Here is a 19,322-nt window from a genome sequence, read left to right as displayed (position 1 = left end):
TATTATAATATTAAATCTTTAAAAACTATACTTACTATTTTTTTATATTTATCAGGAAGGTTTGGAATATTACCATTTAAAGATTGAATCTTTTTTTCTAATGTTTTTTTCTTGTCTTGCTCTTGAATAAAACTATCATATCCATAATAGCTTTTTATTGCTTCTAAAATCGGTTTAGAAAACTCTTGTCTAGATGGGTTTCCTATGAATTGATGAGGTATTTGAATAAGTGTTTTAAAACTGTAGCCAATAACAATTTTCTCTTTAATAGATAAAATTGCAATTAAAACTCTTTCTACTCTGGGGAAAACTTTTAAATATTCTGGATTTTTATTGAGTTTACAATAAAATGTAATCAATGAAAGAAAATATAATATTGAGTACCTGTCAGGAATTTTGTAATTTCTCCGTTCTAATTGATATTCGTTTTTTATAAATTTTAAATCTTCTTCACAAGGCTGGTAACCTTTTTTGAAAAGTATATCAATTTGTTCATTTATTTGATAGAAATTAGCGAGAAAAACGTTCTGTAATGGGCTTAAATTACCATAGTTTTCAAGTCTTTCAAAAAAAGAAAAATTCTTTGCTACAAAATCCTGATGTTCTTTTTTTAATCCTTGTTGTCTTTCTGCTTTATGTTTTTGGATTCGTCTTTCTGTTTCTTCTTGCTCAAATTTTAATTTTTCCTCATCCTTTTCGATTCTTCTTTCTTCTTCCTCCCATTCGTAAAATAACCTAAGCCTTTCTTTTTCCTTTTCTTTTCGCGCAAGTTTTTTCTTCTCAATATCCGACCTGACTTTTTCCTCTTCTGCATTTACATCATAGTAATATACTTTATAAGAATTCTTGTCGAATGTCAAATCTTTTAATGATACATATTTACTTTCCCAAACATATCCTATTCCTTCTTCCTGTTCTTTTGGTATTTGATATTGACAAAGTAAATATAAATCCTTATTACTTTGAGATAACCTAATGGCTTCTTCATCTAGAATAAAGGCATTTCGATTATTAGAATAAAATACATCCTTTTGAGTAAATCTTTGTTTATCTGATTCAATATCAAAACTTTTGAATACCCAAATTATAAACGTCTGATTGTCTTTATAGAAATATTGTCTATCACAGATGACATTTAAAAAAGTAGTAGCAAGTTGAATTTCAAAAACTAAATTCTTGTGATTAAAGACTGATGTAACATCAGGTTTTTTCCATTCAAGATGATCCCTTATACTTTTGTTTACCATCTCCTGTTTCACAAATGTTACCTCTCCTTTATTTTGTTGATTATAGCACAAAAAATCAAACACATATTGTTTAGTTTCAATATGTAATTTTCCCTCTTTTTGACCATTAAACTTCCCTCTAAGAATTAAATCTTTTGATAATTTGGTATCAGTTTTAATAGGACAATCCTTACTATCTTTGAGGTGCTTAAAATATTTTATTTTACCATTTATTCCCTTTCCCCCACTTATTTGTACCATTTGTCCACAAACTTCACATACAAGAAAAGGTTCTCGTCTTTCACTTATTGCTTCTTGACATTTCTCTCTGTAAGAAAAAACTATATGTTCATTTTCTTTATTATCAAATAAAATATTTGAATATATTTTATCTCCTGTATCAAGATTTAATACAGTTTCAATAGTTCTGATATTATCCGGCTTACTAATCAATGATTTAATTGGTCATATTGGTTTTTAAAATATCCTAGTTCATTTATCGCTAATAATGCTGTTTTATCTAAATTATCATTCCATATATCTTTATAATTATGATATACAATATCGTACACATCAAAATTAGGATTTACTTCCCACGCAATTCCAATTACGACAGCTGACTTATTAAATAAAAATGCAGCAACTAAACACCTATGTTCAGTTTCTCTAAGTCTTTGTTCTTCATTATCAAATTTCCCTGAAACAAAAACATATATTATGTGATTAAAAGTCGGAGAAAAATAAATTCTTGCTCTTATATTTGAGTTAATGACGGTATTTAGATTATCAATCAATTTTATTCTTTCATATCTTGTTTCTTGAGCCATAGTTTCACAAGCTCTTCTTATATCATTCAATGTATCAGTATTGTAGCCATTTTTATCAAAATAATTTTGAGTAAAATGATTAATAATAAAATCCCATTTATAACTTTCTTTTCTTTCCTTTTTTTCTTGTAGATAACCCTTACTCTTTTTAAGAGTTTCGTAGATACCTTCATCAAAGTAGATAAATGCCTCCTCTGGAAAGTTTAACTCGTTACATAAATAAAATGCTAATAAGTCCTCCTCTCCATTACCTGTAAAATGAACATCTAAAAGTTTAGCTTGCTTCTCTCTTAGATAGAGAATAAAATCTTTCATAGTATCCAATTCTGAAATAATTGAATGAAAAGATATTTCATCCATAATATTCACATACCCATTATTCCTAATAGATTCAGGAAGTGGAAATTTTCCTATACCTCCAATAGCCAGAGCAATTTTATAAAATTTTTTTTCTTTTGGAAGTTCAATTTCTTCTTTTGCATCCTTGAGTTTAAAAGAAGAAACACTCTTCAGAAATCTTTCTGCTCCATTCAGTTGTTTTAAAGAATCTTCAATAGCCCGTTTATTCCACCTGTTGTAATCTACATCATAATTATCTGATTGACTAATATTAATTTCTTTTACTGAAATTAATACTATATCACTTCCACATATCACTATCACATCACAAAGCTCCTTATCCTTTTTGCCAACAGGATTAACAAAACTGAATAAAGAAAAAAAGGATTTCTTGCATAAATTATATGCCCATTCTTCTGATTTAGTCATTATTATCAATCCAATTATTAATTAATATCATTGTTTTATTATTGGGCTCATATTGTTTTTTATCAATTTTGCCAATATCGATCATTACAGGGACTTGGGCTGAAAGACCTGCTAGAATACAAGTGCCTGTAGGGAGAATAGGAAGCGATTCAAAAGAAAGCTTATCTAAATATGACACCGTTTTTTCTACAGCTTTGATATCATTATTATTAATTAATCTATGTAGAAAAAAGTTATGCAATTGCGAAATGATTGTTGGAGAGATATCGGAAGGTCTTTGACTCGCTATAGTCAAGAAAACTCCAAATTTTCTACCTTCTTTAATAATTTCCTCGAAAGTTTCTAATCTATAATCTTTCCACGTTTCACTTTCTCTTTCAGACACTGAAGATAAAATGTTATGTGCTTCATCTATTATTATATTCAAATATTTTGTTTTGTCATCCTCCTTTTTCTTGTCTTCGTAAAGTTGTTTACAAATGAGAAGAGGTAAAATTTTCCTCATTTGTATATTTACATCTTTCAATGAGATTATAGAAATATTTTTAGTAGAAATTTCACTTTCATCTTGTAACATTATAACTTTATTTACATCTTTCAATCTGCTATCTAATCTTTTGATTAAAGGAGATAAATGTTCTTTGTTAGAATGTCCTCTCACAATTTCCTTATAGTAAGTATATGTTATTTTATATCTAATTTTATTAAATTCATTTGCTGTTAAGAAATTTAATCCATTTACCAATGGGGTTATGTAAGGGAAAGCATTTGCATTTAAATCGTGTTTATCTGCAACATTACTTTTAACAAAAAATCCCCCATTATTATAAGTGCCTAAATTACTATCAATCCAATTAATTAATTCTTTTAGATTTGACTCATTGGAGACTAGAGGCATTAATTCCCACAAATAGTTTAAAATAGATTTTATTCCTAAATCTTTATCTCCCTTAACGATAATTTCTTTTATAATTTCATCTATCTCTTTATGAATGTTTAGTGGATCAATTTCCTTTTTGAAAGCTCTTTTAAGAAATGGTATTTGAGTTTTTTCTGTTGCTTCAAGAATAATAGACCAAAATTCAACATTGTTTATAGTATCTCTATTTACAGGGTACTTTTCATAAACGGTTAAATCTCGGGTGCTCAAATTATATATTTGCTTTTTATCTTTTTCAATTATTATGTCATAACCAATCTCTTCGTTTCCTATATACTCTCCATTAAAATCAATAAATATAAAGTGTGTGTTTATTTTAAAATTCTGATTTTGAATAAACTTTAAGAATAATTCTCTATACATTTTTGCCAATGTATAAGACTTCCCACTTCCTGTATTACCAAAAACACCTATATGACTTGCAAATAAATCATTTATCCCAACACTTATTTTTTGTTCATTCTCATGTGTAAGAGTTCCTAAAATAAGAGGGGTATCTCCTTTTTTTACAAAGTCATGAACATCCTCAAACTCTTCTTTCTCTAACAAATAACACTCATTATTTATCAAAGGGAGCTCTTTAATACCTCTCTCGAATCCCTTCTTACTAAAAAAACCAAGTAAACTAATAATTAAAATTCTTTTAATTTTGAATTTTTCACTTTTATAGTCTTTTCCAGATATTTGCTTATCTTCTAGAATGAACTCTCCTTCAACTTTACCTATAATTTTTGTGAAACCCTTAGTGATTTTAATATAGCCATTAACTGAAATATTCCTTAGAAGTTCTCCGTTATATAAGAGGTGAGAACTATTTTTCGTCTTGTCGACTTCAATTTTTACTGTTCTACCTTCGACTGAGATTACTTTACCTACTTTAAAAATAGAATCCTTTTGTAAATCTACTTTCATGATTTACTTTTTTTTAGTTGGATATTCTCTAATAATGGTATAAATAAAAGTTCATTAGCTTTATTTAATCCAAATTTCTCAACAGGATTTAGTAGCTCTACATTATGATAATTACTAAGGTCTATTTTGTCGTTACTTAAATTCTTTAATATATCTTTTGCCTTTGTTGAATAACAAAAAATAAAGACTTTCAATGTAGGATTTGATTTTATAGCTCTAAAGGTAATGTCACGAATATGTTCATCAGCCATCGAAAAACCCATTATAAATAATATTGAATTTTCTTTTTCTAACTCATTAGAATAAAGACGTAGCATCTCGTAATAGGTTTTATTAAAAGTAGTATCTCTGAATTTATCCTTAGTTGGATTTACTACTTGTAAGTCTTCATATGCTTCTATAAATTCTACCGTCGATGGTATCGGAATTTGCTTTTCTGCTTCAGAAATTATTTCTTCTATAGTCAAATCCAATTCCTCTTTATTCCATTTTTCATTACTCATTTCTAAGATATTAAGTAAATTGACATCCTTAATCTTAGAAATAACTTTGTTTAAAACATTTAATCCAGCAAATTCTATAATTCCATCTGCTAATTTCCAAGTTACTGAACCATGAATTTTAAGTAAATTAAAGACTGGAATTTCCGCAATATTGTCATATTGAAGACTTTTTTGAAAGAATGATTTTTTAAAATTGCTTAGCTGAAATTGTTTTTTAAAAATACCATTAAATCCATCATTAAAATATAATCCTAAATCTTCAATTACTTTTTCACAAAATATATCAATATTTGTAGTAAAAATATTTACTTGTTTATTGACTGTATTACTTTTCCTTTCGTATAAAATTTGATTGATAACTTGAAAAAAAATCTTATAGTTTTCATAAGTTTCAATTAACTCGACAGCTTGAGCACTCGAAGAACAATAATTTTTATTTTTTTGAGACAACTCTTCAACTTCTATATTTCCTTTCATTGCAACCTCAAAGTAACTTTTATATAAACAAGCTTTTATATAATTTCTCAAATCGTCACTGATTTTTTTATTTTCCTCAAGACCAGTAAGCCATGTCTCAATACCTCCAAGAGTTTTCATAAACGGAACAGATAATCCGGAGCCTATTAAAAAATTAATACTACAATCCTGAATCAAATTTTTAAAATTCTCCAGTCTTTCTTCTAAAGGATTTTCCAACTTCGGAATAGTTGGATTTTCATCTTTTTTTTCCTGAACTTTTTCAGGAGATCTTTTAGGACTCATTTTGGGTTATTAGTTTATTATTTATAAAAATAGCGTAAAATTAATTTACGCTATCATTTATCCAATTTAGTAATTTTTAATTATTCCTAATACTTTTTTTAAATAAATAAATTGACTTTTACATAATTTCATAAATACAAAATAAATATTATCTTTTTTATTTTTATTACGGAAAACCGTACTGTATTAAACTTTATTTTAATTATACTTAAAAGATTCATTCCAAAACCGTTATAAAAACCAAATCAACTGTTTTATTTTCTAAAAATTGTTGTAATTTAATCCAGTCTTCCGAAAAGAGTTTGAAACGCTTGTTTTCTGTAATAATAATGCTTGTTTCTAAAATATTTACTGAAAAAATAATTTTGAATTTTTCCAGTTCCTTATTATATACAACAGCATGTACAATGTCCTGAATTAGATCTTTAAAAACTCCGTTATCCGCGGTCAATGTAATTTTAGATATCTTTTCCATTTATTTTGTCCTTGATTAATAAAGTTATCATTCCCACAATTCACAATCCTGAACAACAACATCAGTTAATGTAAGCCCAGCACATTCCCCGATAATAGTAACCTTTTGACCTTTATTGATCCGGGAAATAATTTTATTATTTTTATCTGAGAAATAACAGTTGACAGACTGAAAATAATCTACTTTCAAGGAGAGATAAGGATTATCCAAAATATCTTTTCCGATATTACCAACAACACCCGTAATCGCCATCTTTTTGCCTTTATACTGCTCGTCCGCAGAAACTTCATTAGCTTCATAAGCTCTGTAAAGTTCCGGTGCGGTGATTTCGATATCCACTTTAGGAATATATTGACTTTCTGGATTAACCTGTTTTATATAATCTACATAACCTTCTTTTGTTGCCATATAAGGATATAAGTAGTTTCCTTTTGGATTCCAGTTGGATATCCCTTTTTGATGTGCTTCATAGAGCTTGTTTAATATTTCTTTGTCTTTTGGCTGGATTAAGGAAAAGAAAGGTGTCAGATCATAATTTTCCGGAATCTTTGTCTCCATACCATTGCCGTCCATGAAAATATCTCCTTTGCTTCCATACCATTTAAATCTTTTCTTATATCTTTCAAATACATCAATAATTTCTTTCGTAATTCCACCATTTGTTGGTAAAGACAAACCGATCACCCTTGTAACAAATATGATTTTATCTTCACCGTTTTCCGACTTTTGAATTTTAGAATAAAGAGATTCATCTACAGCAAATTCATCATCTTTACTATGAGTGATTCCACTTGAAATTGCATTTAATAGAATAAGATATTCTGGAGACACTTCTTCGTTTATTACTAACTTTTGATAAATGTCATTTTTTTGAAGTTCAGCTAGCGCATTGTTTCGGTTTTCCAACTTGTCTGTGGAAAGCAGTTTCACAGATTCTTCTGCCTGTTCGAGATAATCTTGATAGGGTAATTTTTCTTCACTTCCTGTACTTTCTTCTGACTGAGTGGTCTTAGGATCAGAAAAATTGGGAGAAACATTCATTCCAAGTATTATTGATCCAAAAAATAAAATTCCGAGAGTTGCAACAACTCTAATAATTCGTTCCCGCCAGAAAGATAATTTTTGCATGAGGAATTTAGAAATGAGAGGGATCAGGAGTATTCCTCCAATGAGTAATAATAAACCTCCGAAAAAGGTTTTTGTGAAAATTACTCCGATTCCGGAGAAGATCATCCATATTCCGACGATCCATTTGAAGATGTTAAGTAAAATTCGTTGAGTACTTGGTTGTGTATTGTTCACCTGTGCCATATAGATAATATTTTGGTTATTTGAATGAGAAAGGGTGTGAATGACATCATTCTCAACTCGAGGCTACTGGTATAACCCACTAAAGAAATGAAGCAAACACACCCCGATCTGGGGCGTCTTTTGCATTTCATTTTTCTTTAGTTAAAAATATTACCAGTATTTTGAGTTGAAAAAATGAATTGCTAACGCAATTATCTATATGTTATTTACATCCTTTGTTTTTAATCTTATATTTTGATTCTTTAAAAATTTGCCTGTAAACTTAAGGATTTTCTACGAGATGTTCAAATCTAAAAATCAGAAACAACTCATTTTAAGGCTCAAATTTCTATTGTTTTTATTTTCATTGCCCTTTTTCATTTTGCAAGAAAAATGCTCTTAAATCTTAAATTTGAACTACCCCTGAGCTTTGAAGCTCTCCTGATGTCTGTCAAATAATCTCTTAACGGCCATTGCAGTAAATAATTTACTCTGTCTGGTCTTAAATCCAGATTCATTAAGTCTTTCTGCAATTTTATGATAGCTGATGTTTTCGGAGCGCATGGAAGTAATGAGTGCCGTTGCCCTGCGATTGTTTTCATTTTCCCTCGCATCTTTCTGGCGGACTTCTATACTTCGTTGTCTGGAATAGTCTGTCAAGTTTTCGGGTTTGCCTAATTCAATTCCTTTTGCTTTCAGTTCTGCCAATGCACTTCGGGTCCTCTGGGAAATACGTTCCCTCTCGTCTTGGCTTAAAACGGCCATGATTCCAACGGTTACCGGATTGGCATTTGCCATATCACAGCAAACAAAATCAACTTTAGCATCCCGAAGGGTAAAAATAAAGGAAGCATTTCGGGAAAGACGGTCAAGTTTGGCGATGAGTAAGGTTGCTCCCTGCTTCCTGCATTCTTCAATCGCTTTCATGAGCATGGGACGGTTATTTTTCTTTCCTGATTCAGTTTCCCTGTATTCTGCAATTAATTCATCATCATGTTTAAGAAATTTAGTTACCGCAGATTTCTGGGCATCTATTCCGAGTCCGCTTTCACCTTGTCTCTTGGTGGAAACTCTCAGATAACTGATATACTTCATTCGTAACTTTTGTTAAATGTTGGTTGAATTAAAGATACATTTTGAATAAATAAAAAAGGACCTAAAAAAGTCCTGTAGTATGAGGTAAAAGTTCTCCTTGTTTACCAATATGAATGACTTCCCATCCTCTGCGGTGTAAGTCTTCTCCGATCAGATTGTAACGGTGACAATCCTGCGGATTCTGCTCACTGCACATGATTGCAATTTTATAATCGAACTCCAAGCCTTTTTCCAGATATTCTAAACCTTGTTGGTAGCACACCGACTTGCGGAGTTTATCATAGTCTAAGTTTCCGTTGGTGTAAAATTCTTCATCTTTTGGTTTTCCTCCAAGTTCTGGTTTGTGAATGTATTGTAAGCCAAATTCTGCTAAAGTGATCTGGAATGCCTTTGTGTTAAATTCTGGCTTCCATCTAGAGTAAGGATTGGTACGAACATCTACCACTATCTGTATTCTATTGTTTTCAAGTAACTTTATAAATTCACTGATTTGGCGATTACCCTGACCTATGCTGAAAATTTTAGTCTGCATACTGATTTGTTATTTTTTGATTACTTGTATAAAGATAATAATTAACAAATTGATAATCAAACATTTAAACTTTTAATTGTATGTTTTTAAATAATTTTTCACAAAAAATAAGTCTCACCTTGAAAAAAACATTTCATTATTACATATTATAAAAAATCCCGCTTTTAAGCAGGAATGTTTTAATTATCTGGTTTTTGTAATACTAGTATTTTACTTAGTATCATTATACATCTCCAAACACTCAAAAAAGTGATAATCAATGCAAAAACATTATAGAAAAAAAGATAAATCCTATAATTTTCAGCTACAAAGATTTTTAAGAAAAAACCAAGAATTGCTACAATAATAATAGACTTAATACAATTTTTAAGGTGTTCCACAGACTGATGATAATAATCCGAATTAAAAAATCTTGCAAAAATATTATCCGTTCTTTCTCCTGTCGAATCTTTAAAAGTAATCAATACTGTAAGAATAGTCAAGATGAATCCTGCTAAAGTAAAAGCCACATTAGAAATATCACCCGTTAAGCTGTAAGAATCAGAATCCTTAGGGATGGAAATTCTTGCATTACAAAATAAGTAATACAATCCTGATGAGATCATTATTGATATTAAATAATCCCATAATACAGGTCTTCTGAAATAATAATCAAGTATCATAAACTTGCTATAAAATTATCAAATTCTTCTTTTACCATTTCATACCATTTTCTCGCACTAGTAACTTCTTTTAAATCTACTTCTAAAATTATTTCTTTTTTTCCACTCAGCAAATTAAAAAGTTCTTCATTTCCATCTTTATCTTCATACTTGAAAATAAAAGATTGAAATGCATCAAAGTTGATTTGATTTCCTTTTAGCTTTTTAAGCAGATCTTTCATCATATTATTAGCGTTATTATTAAGAGCATCACTTTTGATACTTCCACCAGGTGATTGAAAATAAGCTTCAATTCTTAAAAATTTAGGATCAAAAACTTTACTCAAATTTTTCATTCCTGAAAAATATTTATTATAAATATCTGGCGCCATTTTATCTATTTCCCTCGGATCAATTTTAATATTAATGTTCAAAACATTACGCAACTTTTCCAAAGTTTCTTCAATAGGAGCTTCCAAATAAGCATTAACTTCTGTTGCTTTACTCTCTCTTAAAACTTTATGAGCGATATTTCTGAAGTAATATTCAATATCTGTAATTCTAGGTCCATGATGATTATACTCGCAACAGATAATTACTGTATTTTTACTATAATCAATAAAAAAATGCGTTTCTTCAGCTATACTTCCCTTAATTGAATCAGAAATTGGAATTAATTTATATTCCTCTTTCGGCTTAATCAATGGAACTTTCCCACTTCTCAACAGAGCCATCGAACATCTGAATCGTTTATCTTTTCCAACAATTACAGCACGATTCATGAATAGTTCTCTTCGGCTATTTGCCCTATTTTCATGCCTATCAATAAGATGTCCTTTATTTTCTTTTTGCAGTTTATTCATAATGTAAGTTATAACGTTGAATATTATATCCTTACTGTCTTTATTAACACCGTTTATTGGTGTGAATTTTAATGAAAATAACTGAAATCTAATTTCGGTCTTGTTTTCTTCGGTCATTAATTTTTTCCTCAAATATAATAAAAAAACCATAAGATATTTTGTGGTTTTCCATAATGAAAAATTCCACTATTTTCAAGTAAACTTATAAATATATCATGTTTACTGATCGTGTTATGAATTTTTTTGAAACGGTTAAGATTTCTTTGTTAAGTAAAGTTACTTTTCATTTCTTTTAGATTCATTCAAATCTGATTGCAATTTAACAAGCTCAGCTTCTATTTCTTCGTTAGACATATCATTATATTCATTATTAAAATTATTTACATAAATCACTGTATTCTTATCTCCGTAGACCTCTGGGTAGAGTTTCGAAAGAACAAACATTACAGCTTTTACATTAGGTCCTATCTGTTTTTTTATCTTCTTAACATTGACAATTTCAAGATATTTTTCTCCTTTTTTGTCTTGTTTCTCCCTATAGATTATAATCGTATCTTCTTTCTCAAATCCAGATACCAACTTCATCAAAGAACTAATGGCTTTCTCTACAAGCATTTCGTTTTCGATTTTTCTGACGCTTTCTCTCGTGCGTGCGTATAGAGCGGCAAGTTCGGCAAAGTACTCCCATTTTTCAGGGACGTCTTCTCCAAAATCTTTATAAGTTTTGAACCAGTTACGAAACGTTCTAGAAGGCACTCCAGCGTTCTCACAACAACTTTCTATGGTATATTCTCCTGCAGAATAATTCTTACAAACCTGCTTTGTAATTTTTATAATTTCAGCTGGGGTATATGATTGGCTTCTAGGTTTATTTTGTTTCATTATTTAACTTTATAACAAACTTAGTTTGGGATTCAACATATCCTCCCAAACTAAATAATAATAGCTCTCAACTTTAAAGTAGCTTTTTCAAATAATTATTTAGTTCCAATTTCAAAGATTGAATAAAAAATTTTTTGAAATCTAGTATATACATGTCCGGCAAACCATCATCCCAAATATCTTCATAAAAAAAATGAAAGAAATATTCGTCTGGCATCTGATTTTCCCAAATTATTAAATCAAAGTAGTCAAAATCATCATTATCAAATTTTTCCTTTATAATAGATTTGGGTAAGATGTCAAATCTATCTAGAACATCTTCTATTTCTAGATATTTTAGATTAAACATTTCTTCTGCTCGATATAAAATACGATCATAATTTTCAATGTTATCTAAGAAGTTAAATACATCTCTTACTGAAATTGATATTTTCATAATTTAAAATTTTTATTATTTTCCTGCTATATTACAAGTCTGATAAATCAACTACAATAAAGATCTATATATTTGGTTTTCAATGATTTTAAAAACCATAATTTAAATTTTTTTTTCAAAAATCTTTCTCTTAGTTGTTTTATCTTTGACTTTATTGTTTTTACTGTACTTTTATTGACTTTCTCTTCAAACTTTAAAAAATCTGGATTGAGTGATGCATAAAAAAGCAGTCTTTCTTCATTGGTTGAATTAGAAAGATCAGCCTCATCCTTATAAACAACTATGGTAAATGCTTGATAGAGTTCATTAAATAGTTCTTTGAACTTTTCTCTATCCAATAAATCATTCAATGTTTTTATTGATTTAGGTAACTTTCTTTTTTCATTATAGTAAAATTCGATTCGTAAATTATCATCTGGAATTATCACATTGTCCATAATTTTAGTTTGTAAACTTTTAGCATAGACTTTTAAAGCATAAGCATACATGTAACATTTTCTACCGTATTCTGTTTTCTTATCTTTCATTTTTTCAAAGTCATTACCTTTATATTGAAAAAAAAAGTTTAAATATTCAACAGCAGGCTTTGGAGTTACAATAACGAACCCAAATTCCATTTTTTTAATTTCCCAAAATCTAGCATCTATATCGAATTTTTTACAAATTATTTCTATAGTTTTCTCCAATTCAGAGTAAGAAAATCTAGAATAATTATTGCCTTTGTAAAATTTGTGTAACGAATTGGAAACTTCAATTCTTTCATAATATAACATTACCCTTAATCCTTTGTAATCACTTTCAAAACCTATTAATTTCCCTTTTTTATATTTTGGATAAAATTCTAATCCTTTCCATACAAAGGGATTTAATGATGTAAAGTCCCACAAAGGCTCAATAGAAGCAATTATTACAATAAAATCTATCATTGTAAAGCACTTTATCGTTAATTTCTGAGAGTTCTTTTGGTTGTAATTTCGTTTTCAATCTCCTCATTAGTTTTGGAGCGATTACGGAGTAACCAAGCGTCTATTTCTTCTTTATTGAAGTAAAGATGCTTTCCGTTTGGTCGATAAAAGGGAATATTTCCCTTGCTCGTAAGTTTGTAAAGGTAACTATGAGAAAGACCTGTATATTCTACAAGTTCTTCAAAATTTAAAACTGTTTTTTGAGAAATCAACAGTTTCTCAATCCTTTCTAACCTTTGTTCTATATTTTCCATAAGAAATTATTTGCTTATTGTATGCAACAAAGGTCAAGAAAGGAAAAAAGATAGGAAATAACTTATATCTTACAATACCTTACAAAAAGAGGAAGTAAGTTATAATAAAGCATTGGCAATTTTCTCCAAATCCACTCTAAATTCGGAGGTTTTCGCAGATGTGGTAAAGTTGGAATTCGTAAATTTTAATTCTTTATCTTTTGAAGAAAATAAGGTATTAAGAATTTGTATTTTCTCAAATTTTTGAATCGGATAAGGTGTCGAAATAATATATTTTTCGACTAGAACATCTATAAAATCTGTAATTGATTTTTTATTAGGATGTTTATTCTTAGAAATTTTCAGCCAAACAATTTTCTCCTTAGCTTCATTTAAATGCCTTCCAGAAAAAAGGAATTTGAAAGTTTCAAATGTAGTTTTTGAACTAATAAAATTATCTACTAACTTTTCATATAATAACATTAATTTTTCTTCTTCGATCCGCCAACAATAAGTAGAAAGTTCTAAAGGATTTAGTGAATTTTTAAAATCATTTTTTAAAGCTTTTAGTTTAGTTATAAGATTTTTTATTTCATCAACATACATTCTATGATCAATATAAAAATCGGGATTTAATTCTTTTAAATATTTATTCAATCTTTGCTCCTCAATTTCTAAATAAAAATCAAAACAACTTATTTTTTCTTCATTGGTTGTTCTATTCTCGAAATCCACGTCAAAGTTTTTAAAAAAAGTATCTATATGAACCCTATGGAAAATTATATTAAATTCACTCATATTTTATTAATTTTTAAAAGCTTCGTCAAAAACATTTACAGCATCTCTTTTTTTCTGATCTATAACTTTAGTATAAATTTGAGTAGTTTTCAACTCTCTATGACCTAGCATTTTTGAAACCGTATAAATATCAACACCTTTTGTTAAAAGAAAAGTTGCATAGGTGTGTCTTGCACAATGAAAAGTAATAGGTTTTGTAATTCCTGCTCTCAGCATCCACTGTGTTAATGCTGTATTCATATATGCACTATACTTCAATCCTATAAAAACTCTATCTTCCGGATTTCCTCTTTTTCCTATATACTTTAAGGCATTTTTTGGTATATCTAGGTACTCAACTCCTTTAGTTTTTTGCTGTTTAAACTGAACTTTATAACCATCTTCAAAATCTTGTATTTTACTCCAAGTAAGCTTATGAATATCGGACCAACGTAAACCTGTAAAGCAACTAAACAAGAAAGCATTTTTCAAAATATCATATCTACATTCTGCTTTCATGATAGCATTTAACTCTTCTTGAGTTAAGTACTCCCTTTCCGTTTCTTCTGCTTTTATACCTTTAACTTTTTTACAAGGATTATCATTTATAATTCCATCATCTAAAGCCTGATTTAAGGAAGCTCTAAATTTGTTGAAATAAGAAGAACAAGAGTTTTGAGACAAAGCATTCCCCGTTTTTGTTTTTACTTTATTCAATAGATAATCTTTAAAGCCTTCACAAAATTCTGGACTGATATCTTTAAAAGTAGTTGTTTTACTAGTGTAGCTAAGCAAATGCTTCAGGGTACTATCCCAGTTTCCATAATTTCCTAAACTCTCAAAACGTTCTTTTGTTAACTTTTTAAAATAATCAATAAAGTTAGTATTTAATTTATGTGTGTTACTAAATCCATACTTTCCATTTTGAATTTCTAATATTTTCTGAGCTTTGACTGCTTCTGCTGATTTAAGGCTTTCTTTATTATGCTGCTTCTCAATAGGATTTTTTGGCTTTTCATAGAGAAAATAATCTAAATATTCATATTCCCTATAATGCTTAATTTTTCCATTTTCATCTTTTGAATAGCCTTTATATATTTCTAAATATAGGGTAATTCTACCAGTTTTTTTTGATATTCTTTGACGTAATGATATTTCCATTTTACATTATTTACGTAAAAATAGAAATAAAATGTAAATTAACAACAAAAATGTAAATAAAATAGGAAACTAAGAGAAAATAAGTTTTAAAATTAGATATATAAGTTGTTGTTAATGTTGTTTTTAATATGTTTTTATTTTCCTTTTTTTTTCGACTTTACTTTCCGATACAAAACTTCGAAAAAATATTCCCCAGCACCTCATCATTCGTCACTTCACCTGAAATCTCACCGAGATGTTCCAATGCATTCCGTAATTCATACGCCAGCAGCTCGGTGGAAATCCGGAAAGTGATGGCTTCTTTGACTTTCTCTACGGCATCGAGGGATTTTTGTAATGCTTCAAAATGACGCTGATTGGTGATCACGACGTTGTTTTCTGAAGCCTTCAGCTGTTCTACATAGGAAGACAACTCGTTTTTAAGATCCAGGATATTCTGGTTTTCGACGGCAGAAATTTTAATGAAATCGAATTCGTGGGTAATGCTCTGCCTAAAAATATCTTCTACTTTTTCATATTGGGTCGGGATTACTTCATCGATCTTTGTGGCGCAGATAATCAGTTTCAGATCTTCGCGCAATAAAGATTGAATCATTTCGATATCTTCCGAAAAATCGGAGGTTCCGGCGTCGGCCAGATAAACGAGAATATTGGCACTGGCTACTTTTTCCCTGGCCTTTTTTACGCCGATCGCTTCGATTTCATCCATCGTTTCGCGTAGTCCGGCCGTATCGATGAGGCGGAACGCGTGACCTTTGATATGCAGCACCTCTTCAATCGTATCCCGGGTCGTTCCGGCAATGTTACTGACAATTGCACGCTCTTCTTTTAAAAGCGCATTTAGCAACGTTGATTTTCCGGCATTCGGTTTTCCGATGATCGCCACGGCTGTCCCGTTTTTGATGGCATTTCCGTATTGGAAGCTTTCGATCAGGGAATTTAATTTCAGGGTAATTTTATCCAGCAGTTGGTTCAGGGCGCTGCGGTCTGCGAATTCAACATCTTCCTCTGCAAAATCCAGTTCCAGCTCGATCAGCGAAACAAAATTCAGAAGATCCGTTCTCAGAAAAGAAATTTCATTGGTGATCCCTCCTTTCAATTGGCTGATGGCGACTTTCCTTGAAGCTTCGTTTTCGGAAGCAATCACATCCGCAATCGCTTCGGCCTGTGACAGGTCGATTCTGCCATTGATGAAAGCCCGCAGCGTAAATTCACCGGCTTTGGCCATCCGCGCACCGTTCTTGATCAGCGTTTCCAGAATACGTTTCCCGATATGCGGTGACCCGTGAAAAGCAATCTCCACAGAGTTCTCGGTTGTAAAGCTTTTCGGTGCCAGGAAAATCGAAAGCATCACCTCATCGATTGCCTCTTTCCCATCCATAAAATAGCCGTAATGGATCGTATGGGATTTCTGTTTAGACAGGTTTTTTCCAGGAAAGGACTTCTGAACCACAGATAAAGCATCGTCTCCGGAAACACGGATAATTCCTAAAGCTCCAACGCCATTGGCCGTGGCCAGCGCACAAATGGTATCATTATTCATGGTGCAAATTTACGTTTTTTCACCGCAATCAAAAATTTCCTTTATCTATTGTCATCATTCAAAAAGCTCAAACAGACAACCCGATACCTTTATCCTAAAAGCAATCAAACGATTATCAGGAGCTTTTTCCGGCTTTCCGCACTCGCTATTTTATAGATTAGGGGCAGCGGCCATGCCGCCGCCCCTAATCTATAAAATGAGCTCAGACAATTGCTGCAATCCGGGCTATGATAGCACGACCTCACATGAAATCAGGAGGATGTTGAAAACTTCCCACATTTATGCATTCTCAGAATAATTTAATACACAAAAAAAACCACTTCAGGAAATGAAGTGATTAGTGCTTTGAATTTACTAAGTTATATGAAGATGATTGATGTCTTGTTTACTGATACAAAGATACACCAGCTCGTCTTCCTGGAATTCAGGATAATCCCTGCAATTTGTACCGTAAAAATACGGTTATACAATAACCCCGCCTGGCAAGAGCTGCCGGGCGGGGTTATTACTCATTACCACTGATGCTGAAATCTTCACCAATAGTATATTTTTTATTGTTTATAGCGGACTTACCAGATCATTAAACCATTCTTTGACATCACCCTCCAGATGAGGTCCTATTTTTTCTTCACAGGTTTTATGATATCTGTTCAGCCAGTTGATCTCTTCCTCAGAAAGAATTTCTTTAACGATCGTATCTTTAAAGAAGGGACAGAAGGTTAATGTTTCAAATTCATAGAAAGTCCCGTGGATGGTGGTTTCGGATTCTTTTACCGCGATGAGGTTTTCATGACGGATGCCGTATTCTCCTTCCAGGTAATAGCCCGGTTCGTTTGAGCAGACCATTCCGACCATCAGCTCCTGAGGATTCATATCTTTCCGGATGTTCTGAGGGCCTTCGTGTACATTCATGAAGCTTCCTACTCCATGACCGGTACCGTGGTTGTAGTCTTTGCCTTCCATCCACAAAGGAAGTCGGGCAATTGCGTCAAGCTGTACGCCTCTCGTTCCTTTCGGGAATTTTACCATCGAAAGACGGATTAACCCCTGTAAAACTAAAGTAGAGTTTCTTTTAAACTCCTCAGATACGGCTCCTAAAGCCAAAGTTCTTGTAATATCGGTTGTTCCTTCAAGGTACTGGCCTCCGGAATCCACCAGAATGCTGGCGTCATTGGTAACCTCCTTGCTTCCTTCACTCTTCGCGGAATAATGCATAATCGCTCCGTTATCTTTGTATCCGACAATACTTCCGAAACTTTCTCCAATAAAGTTTTCTCCTTCGGCACGGAAACCCCTCAGTTTCTCCCCGATGGAATATTCGGTCATCGGTTCTTTTCCGGCATTGTGGGTCAGCCAATATAAAAATTTAACCATAGCAACACCGTCTCTTACCATCACTGTTCTGAAACCTTCCAGTTCGGTTTTATTCTTCTGGGCTTTCATCAGATTTCCGGGAACAGGGGCTTTGATCAGCTGATTTTCAGATTTTAATGCTTCAAAAATAGACTGATTGCTGTTTGGAGAAACTAAAACTTTTTCATTTTTGAATTCTTTCAGGCAGTTGTAGAACTCTTCGTAAGGCATCATTTTCACCCATGCTTCGTCCATTTGTTTTCGGGCTTCCACTTCAAGTTTTTCAAGGTCTGTAAAAAGCTTGGCATCGTTTTTAGTAATAACGATATATCCTAAGAATACAGGATTGCTCTGCACATCACTTCCTCTGAGGTTGAGTGTCCAGGCGACATCGTCAAGACTTGAAATCACATGAACGGTTGCCTCCAGAGATTCCATCTTCTGACGGATGGCTGCAACTTTTTCAGCAACAGATACACCGGCTCTCTCTACCGGTTGAATGAAAATCGGGTTTTTAGAAGGCGTCCCTCTGTCTTTCCATACATTATCCAAAAGCGGAATATCCAATAAAGATCTATTTTTGGCATTTAATTTTTCCGTCAGAAGTTCCCAGTTGGCATGAGATGTAGCCAAAGCATTCACGGCTACCCTTCCTTCGGCAGGAATTTCAGAAATGATCCAATCGATATAATTAGGTGTTCCTTCCATTCCTTCTTTGAAAAGATCGATGCCGGATCCTTCCAGTTCAATGGCAGCCTGGGTAAAATATCTTCCGTCTGTCCAGAGTCCGGCTTTATCCTTAGTCACCACCACAAAACCCGCAGAGCCTAAAAACCCTGACAACCATGCTCTCTCCTGCCATTCTTCAGTGAGATATTCACTCATGTGCGGATCTGCAGAATATACGATAAATGCATCAACATTATGGTTCTGCATTTCTTCCCTAAGCGCAGCTATTTTTTCCTTTGAAGTCATTTTTTGAATAATTTTTAAAGATGTGAAGTTACGAATTTAAAGGTTATCCAACAGAGTTAAATTATGTTTTAGCGGATTTATTACCGCATTTTATCCGGTATAATAAATCATCAGACAAATACGATTTAATTAATTTAGCTGGCTGTTCCAAGCAGGTGATCGC

18 protein-coding genes are annotated in these 19,322 nt (G+C 31.5%); all 18 read right to left on the bottom strand.

Annotated elements, in window-relative coordinates:
- Positions 1–2 precede the first annotated feature (2 nt).
- Positions 3–1,679, bottom strand: coding sequence for a DUF6035 family protein (locus AC0N32_RS09945; RefSeq protein WP_414844890.1), 1,677 nt, complete (start codon positions 1,677–1,679; stop codon positions 3–5).
- Entirely contained in the window at positions 1,676–2,821 is a 1,146-nt protein-coding gene (locus AC0N32_RS09940) for a hypothetical protein (RefSeq protein ID WP_476393696.1), read from the bottom strand. The genes AC0N32_RS09945 and AC0N32_RS09940 overlap by 4 nt, the downstream gene beginning before the upstream one ends.
- The gene (locus tag AC0N32_RS09935) at positions 2,814–4,673 is read right to left on the bottom strand and encodes an ATP-binding protein (protein WP_476393695.1); all 1,860 of its coding nucleotides are present in this window, start codon (positions 4,671–4,673) and stop codon (positions 2,814–2,816) included. Before AC0N32_RS09935 ends, AC0N32_RS09940 begins: the two co-directional genes overlap by 8 nt.
- Entirely contained in the window at positions 4,670–5,938 is a 1,269-nt protein-coding gene (locus AC0N32_RS09930; protein ID WP_476393694.1) for a hypothetical protein, read from the bottom strand. Before AC0N32_RS09930 ends, AC0N32_RS09935 begins: the two co-directional genes overlap by 4 nt.
- Before the next feature lie 217 nt (positions 5,939–6,155).
- A complete protein-coding gene (locus AC0N32_RS09925) occupies positions 6,156–6,413 on the bottom strand; it encodes a hypothetical protein (RefSeq protein ID WP_476393693.1) in 258 nt (85 codons plus the stop codon).
- Positions 6,414–6,440: 27 nt separating this feature from the next.
- Positions 6,441–7,724 carry an OB-fold protein gene (locus AC0N32_RS09920; RefSeq protein WP_476393692.1) on the bottom strand — a complete coding sequence of 428 codons (1,284 nt, stop codon included), beginning with the start codon at positions 7,722–7,724 and terminating at the stop codon, positions 6,441–6,443.
- 396 nt (positions 7,725–8,120) lie between these two features.
- A complete protein-coding gene (locus tag AC0N32_RS09915; protein ID WP_476393691.1) occupies positions 8,121–8,798 on the bottom strand; it encodes a recombinase family protein in 678 nt (225 codons plus the stop codon).
- A 61-nt stretch (positions 8,799–8,859) separates the two neighbouring features.
- Positions 8,860–9,330 carry a DUF488 domain-containing protein gene (locus AC0N32_RS09910; protein WP_476393690.1) on the bottom strand — a complete coding sequence of 157 codons (471 nt, stop codon included), beginning with the start codon at positions 9,328–9,330 and terminating at the stop codon, positions 8,860–8,862.
- Between the two features lie 179 nt (positions 9,331–9,509).
- Positions 9,510–9,992 carry a hypothetical protein gene (locus AC0N32_RS09905; RefSeq protein WP_476393689.1) on the bottom strand — a complete coding sequence of 161 codons (483 nt, stop codon included), beginning with the start codon at positions 9,990–9,992 and terminating at the stop codon, positions 9,510–9,512.
- Complete coding sequence (locus AC0N32_RS09900) at positions 9,989–10,951, bottom strand: hypothetical protein (protein WP_273005599.1); 963 nt, start codon at positions 10,949–10,951, stop codon at positions 9,989–9,991. Before AC0N32_RS09900 ends, AC0N32_RS09905 begins: the two co-directional genes overlap by 4 nt.
- 159 nt (positions 10,952–11,110) lie before the next feature.
- Complete coding sequence (locus AC0N32_RS09895) at positions 11,111–11,716, bottom strand: hypothetical protein (protein ID WP_476393688.1); 606 nt, start codon at positions 11,714–11,716, stop codon at positions 11,111–11,113.
- A gap of 73 nt (positions 11,717–11,789) precedes the next feature.
- Positions 11,790–12,152, bottom strand: a complete 363-nt coding sequence (locus AC0N32_RS09890) for a hypothetical protein (RefSeq protein ID WP_476393687.1) — start codon at positions 12,150–12,152, stop codon at positions 11,790–11,792.
- A 47-nt stretch (positions 12,153–12,199) separates the two neighbouring features.
- On the bottom strand, positions 12,200–13,078 hold the full coding sequence (locus AC0N32_RS09885) for a hypothetical protein (protein ID WP_476393686.1): 879 nt from the start codon (positions 13,076–13,078) through the stop codon (positions 12,200–12,202).
- 17 nt (positions 13,079–13,095) lie between these two features.
- A complete protein-coding gene (locus AC0N32_RS09880; RefSeq protein WP_476393685.1) occupies positions 13,096–13,371 on the bottom strand; it encodes a helix-turn-helix transcriptional regulator in 276 nt (91 codons plus the stop codon).
- Positions 13,372–13,470: 99 nt separating this feature from the next.
- Entirely contained in the window at positions 13,471–14,148 is a 678-nt protein-coding gene (locus AC0N32_RS09875; protein ID WP_476393684.1) for a hypothetical protein, read from the bottom strand.
- Between the two features lie 6 nt (positions 14,149–14,154).
- Entirely contained in the window at positions 14,155–15,288 is a 1,134-nt protein-coding gene (locus AC0N32_RS09870) for a tyrosine-type recombinase/integrase (protein ID WP_476393683.1), read from the bottom strand.
- 157 nt (positions 15,289–15,445) lie between these two features.
- Positions 15,446–16,831, bottom strand: coding sequence for a tRNA uridine-5-carboxymethylaminomethyl(34) synthesis GTPase MnmE (gene mnmE / locus AC0N32_RS09865; RefSeq protein WP_476393682.1), 1,386 nt, complete (start codon positions 16,829–16,831; stop codon positions 15,446–15,448).
- Between the two features lie 558 nt (positions 16,832–17,389).
- Positions 17,390–19,159 carry an aminopeptidase P family protein gene (locus AC0N32_RS09860; protein ID WP_476393681.1) on the bottom strand — a complete coding sequence of 590 codons (1,770 nt, stop codon included), beginning with the start codon at positions 19,157–19,159 and terminating at the stop codon, positions 17,390–17,392.
- Between the last annotated feature and the right edge of the window lie 163 nt (positions 19,160–19,322).

It is taken from the genome of Chryseobacterium endophyticum (assembly GCF_056333165.1).
The sequence above is the reverse complement of the archived record's forward strand: the minus strand, read 5'-3'. Positions and strand labels throughout refer to the sequence as shown.